This window comes from Phytoactinopolyspora endophytica (genome assembly GCF_004138495.1).
Classification (GTDB): domain Bacteria; phylum Actinomycetota; class Actinomycetes; order Jiangellales; family Jiangellaceae; genus Phytoactinopolyspora; species Phytoactinopolyspora endophytica.
Genome location: NZ_ML142874.1, coordinates 48,080 through 52,161 on the forward strand (window position 1 = coordinate 48,080; position 4,082 = coordinate 52,161).

Below are 4,082 nucleotides of genomic sequence, written 5' to 3' on the forward strand. Positions count from 1 at the left end.
AGCACCACCGGCCAGTGCCGGGCGAGGAGCCAGGCAGCGCGCTTGACAACAGTGGACAGGTCGACGACGGCCGCACGCACGGCAGTGACGGCGGCCGGCCCGGCCGACTCGGATCGCCCGGCCGACTCGGATCGCCCGGGCCGGCCGGGTCGCCCGCCGGCCCCGCCGCGCGCCGATCCCTCGTCCATGGCCACGGCCGAAAGCCTAGAGGATGGACAGCGCCCGGCCCGCGGCAAGGAACTGCTTCACCGGCGGCGAAGCGCCCGGTAAAGTCGATCACGTGACGGAAGCGGTTGCTCAGGCGCCCGTACGGCGCTGCGAGACGATGCAGGTCCACCACCGGCTGCTCGACACCGTCTCGGGGTACGCCGAGGCGTGCGCGGCCTTCGAGAACACCACCTTCCACCGCCGCGCAGCGGCCCGCGAAGAGACGGTGCGGATTCCGGTCGTGGTGCACGTGGTCTGGGCGTCCGACGAGCAGAACATCAACGACGCGCAGGTGCAGAGTCAGATCGATGTGCTCAACGCGGACTTCCGCGCCGACATCGCGGACAGCGACCGCGTTCCCGAAGTCTGGCGATCGCTGGTCGGTGACGCGCGAGTGGAGTTCTTCCTCGCCACGGAGGACCCCGCCGGGGAGCCGACCAACGGCGTCATCCGTACCAACACGGCAATGACCGCGTTCGACACCGACGACGCGGTCAAGTCCGCGGCCACGGGCGGCTCCGACCCGTGGCCGGCCGACCGGTATCTCAATATCTGGGTCTGCCAGCTGACCGGTGGCGTTGTCGGGTACGCCCAGTTCCCGGGTGGACCGGCAGCCACCGATGGGGTCGTCGTCACGTATACCGCCTTCGGCACCACCGGGTCGGCGGCGGCGCCCTTCAACGGCGGCCGGACGACGACGCACGAGGTCGGTCACTGGTTGAACCTCCGGCACGTCTGGGGGGACGACGGGGACGGCTGCCACGGCAGTGACTTCGTCGACGACACCCCCAACCAAGCGGGACCCAGCCGAGGCTGCCCGACGTTTCCCACTGTGAGCTGCGACAACGGCCCGGATGGGGACATGTTCATGAACTTCATGGACTACACCGACGACGCGTGCATGCTCATGTTCACCCAGGGCCAGGTCGAGCGGATCGACGCCGCGCTGGCCGGACCACGGGCGAGCCTGTCGAACCTCACGGTTGCGGCGCCCTGAGACGTGGACATCGGGCTGCCCGTGCGAGGAGACTGAAAGGTATGGCTGATCTACCGACAGCCCTGTTCCGGCGCTGGATCCATGTGCACGAGCTGGACACAACAGACGTCTATGTCTACCGGCCGGCCGATCGTCCCGTGCCGCCGGCGCGAGGACGTGACGGGATCGAGTTCCGCTCGGACGGCACCTACGTCAGCTGGAAGCCAGGGCCGACCGACGCGCCGGTCGCCTCCGAGCCCCGAGCGTGGACCTCCGACAGTCCCGATCGGATCAGGGTGTACGGCCCCTCCGCCCGCGAGGCCCTGGCCAGCTACCAGATCGACGAGGTCGACGACGAGGTGCTTCGGCTACGCCCAGAGGACGCACCATAACGACCTGACGCACCATCACGACCCGACACACCATGAGGACCTGGCGCACCATAGCGACCTTACGCACCAGGACGACCTACTGAGCGGTGGCAAGGCGGCCCGGCCAGGCGGATGTCGCACACGATGGACCCTGCCAGTACCGACGGCGAGAGGTACGGATGTTCGGCAACCCAGTGGCGGAGGAGATCGATGTTCCGACCGCCCAGGCGATGTGGCGAGCGGACGACACGATCATCGACGTGAGGTTGCCCGAGGAGTACGCACGTGGTCACATCGCGGGTGCGGTCAACGTCCCGCTCCGCGAGCTATTGGTGCGTGAGCGGGGTCTTCCTGACGGTCAGGTCATCACCGTGTGTTCGACAGGTGTCCGCTCACTTCGCGGCGCGACCACGTTGGCCGGCGCGGGCCGGACCGCCTATTCCGTACGTGGCGGAACGAAGGCCTGGTCGGCGGCCGGACTTCCCACCGTCACCGGTTCAGAGCCTGGTCTACGCCGTAAACGTCCGCTCTGGCGGCGGCTCCTGGGACGTTGACCGCCTCAATGCGCTGAGGCCGGCGCCCACAGGCAGCTGTGGCAGTGCCGGTGCCATCGAGTGTGGTGCAGAGCCCAGAAGACCGCGAGGACGAACGTTCCCGAGATCATGATCCCGCCCACCACGTCGGTCGGCCAATGCATACCCATGTTCAGCCGGAACAGCGCGGTGACGACGAGAGCGACCGCCATCGGCACGGCCACGGCGGCGCCCTGCGATACACGGACGCGGCGACTACGGCCGCGTCCGGGACGGGAAGCCCTCCGGCTCGCATCCGGGCCAGGTTCGTCGCTTTGCCACCCAGCAGCCCGGCAGCCGTCTCGGAGCCATCGGTGAGCCGCACGAACTCCGGCGCAGCCAGCACGGTCGCCGCCATCAGGAGTCACCGCCGTCGCGCGAGGCGGTCGAGGTCAAGCCGGACCGATAGGCGGCGATACATCGGTCGGCGATGTACTCCAGTGGTTCGCCAGTCGCGGCCGACCGCTCCCGCAGCCACCGGAAGAGATCCCCTCGGATCTGGACCACGGGAGGAGGGCTACTGACCACCCTGTCGACGAACCGCCACTCCGAGCCACTTTATTCATTTCATAATGATATGAAACTCATGACACTCGAACACGAAAATTCATTGCACAATGAACACGATTCCGTGTTATCTGCGTCACGCGGTACGCCGCAGCCTGCGTGCGCCGCGCCGTCGGGGCACGTGTGTCACTCCCGTCAGCCGACGGTACAGGCTCAAGTATGCGGCCACCATGCGGTCGACAGAGAACCTCACCTCCGCCGTCGTACGGCATAGCGCGCGGTCGATCTCCAGCACATCGCCAAGGCGCCGCCCGAGCTCGGCTTCATCCTCGCAGAGGAAACCCGTCCGCCCGGGATCGACCATCTCCAGCGCTGCCCCTTCACGCAGCGCCACGATGGGAGTCCCGCAGGCCAGAGCCTCGATCATGGTCAGCCCACCCGGGTCGGCGGCACGGGACGGACTGATCAGAGCCTCCGCACCGGCGAGCAGAGCATACTTGCGGTCTCCGCCGACATCGCCGACGTAGAACACCTCTGTACCGAGGTACGGCGCGATCCGCTCAGCGAAATACCGTCGGTCCGCCGCCTCCGCCATCCTTCCCGCGACGACAATCCGCTTGCCCGCCCGTCTCGCGGCCGAAACCGCCACATGCGCGCCACTGTCCGCGGCCAGGTCGCCGGAGAACATGACGTAGCGGCCGTCTCCCCGTCCTGCCGGGAAATCGGACGTAGGGGTCCCGTAGTGGATCACGCTGGTGACCGGTACCTCAGGAACGCTGCGCCGCTGTGCCCATGTGCTCGCCACCACCGACACGTGTCCCGCTACTTCCCCATATAGCCTGCGCAGCTCCGGCGTGACGTTGCCGTGAATCGTCGCGACCATGGGACCGTGGCCGTTGCTCCAGCCGGCCCGTTGCAGCCCGGCCACGGTGTGGTCATGGATCACATCCATCTCCGCCAGCTCACGGTACGCATGCTCGACATGCACCAGCTCTGCCCTTCGGTCTGCCAGCCCCGCGCCGAGCGCCGTCGGGAAGTAGGACCGACAGTCCACCGGGCATTTCGCATCCCCGGTGGTGTACAGAACCACCTGGTAGCCGGCCTCAGTCAGCCCTCGAGCGAGCTGGTCCACTGCGGACTCCGTCTCGCTGTGCAACGGCGGCGGCACCGGCAACCACGGCGGTGCGATGATCCCGATCCGCAAGGCCATGCTCATCGCCCATCCACATATCCGCGCATCTCTCACCCTTCCCTCGCATGTCTACGTTCGCGGAAAGAAGGGCACGTTCGTCAGGGGCAAAGGTCCTCAAACGGGCGGCGGTGGCGGCGGTGCCGCAGAGGGGTCAGGCGGCCGTGGCGCCACAGACGGGCCAGCCGGAGGTGGCACCGCAGACGGGCCAGCCGGAGGTGGCACCGCAGACGGGCCAGCCGGAGGTGGCACCGCAGACG

At 67.9% G+C, this 4,082-nt stretch carries 6 protein-coding genes and 1 pseudogene; 4 read left to right on the forward strand and 3 right to left on the reverse strand.

Features of this window, described 5'->3' with window-relative positions; all coding sequences use genetic code 11:
* Window positions 1–194: hypothetical protein (locus tag ELR45_RS39905; RefSeq protein ID WP_205857663.1), on the reverse strand; the 194-nt coding region annotated here is incomplete at its 3' end.
* A gap of 86 nt (window positions 195–280) precedes the next feature.
* Here ELR45_RS39905 and ELR45_RS31720 point away from each other — a divergent pair.
* From ELR45_RS31720 to ELR45_RS31730, 3 genes are all read left to right on the forward strand, one after another.
* Complete coding sequence (locus ELR45_RS31720) at window positions 281–1,204, forward strand: zinc metalloprotease (RefSeq protein ID WP_205857664.1); 924 nt, start codon at window positions 281–283, stop codon at window positions 1,202–1,204.
* A gap of 41 nt (window positions 1,205–1,245) precedes the next feature.
* On the forward strand, window positions 1,246–1,575 hold the full coding sequence (locus ELR45_RS31725) for a hypothetical protein (RefSeq protein ID WP_129669849.1): 330 nt from the start codon (window positions 1,246–1,248) through the stop codon (window positions 1,573–1,575).
* A gap of 158 nt (window positions 1,576–1,733) precedes the next feature.
* A complete protein-coding gene (locus ELR45_RS31730; RefSeq protein WP_205857665.1) occupies window positions 1,734–2,108 on the forward strand; it encodes a rhodanese-like domain-containing protein in 375 nt (124 codons plus the stop codon).
* 5 nt (window positions 2,109–2,113) lie between these two features.
* Here ELR45_RS31730 and ELR45_RS31735 read toward each other — a convergent pair whose 3' ends face one another.
* Both ELR45_RS31735 and ELR45_RS31745 read right to left on the reverse strand, forming a co-directional pair.
* A complete protein-coding gene (locus ELR45_RS31735; protein WP_129669850.1) occupies window positions 2,114–2,311 on the reverse strand; it encodes a phosphatase PAP2 family protein in 198 nt (65 codons plus the stop codon).
* Window positions 2,312–2,769: 458 nt separating this feature from the next.
* A complete protein-coding gene (locus ELR45_RS31745; RefSeq protein ID WP_129669852.1) occupies window positions 2,770–3,849 on the reverse strand; it encodes a glycosyltransferase in 1,080 nt (359 codons plus the stop codon).
* Between the two features lie 41 nt (window positions 3,850–3,890).
* Between ELR45_RS31745 and ELR45_RS39910 the strand changes: the two are divergent.
* Window positions 3,891–4,082, forward strand: a pseudogene (locus ELR45_RS39910) (hypothetical protein); the annotation flags it as partial.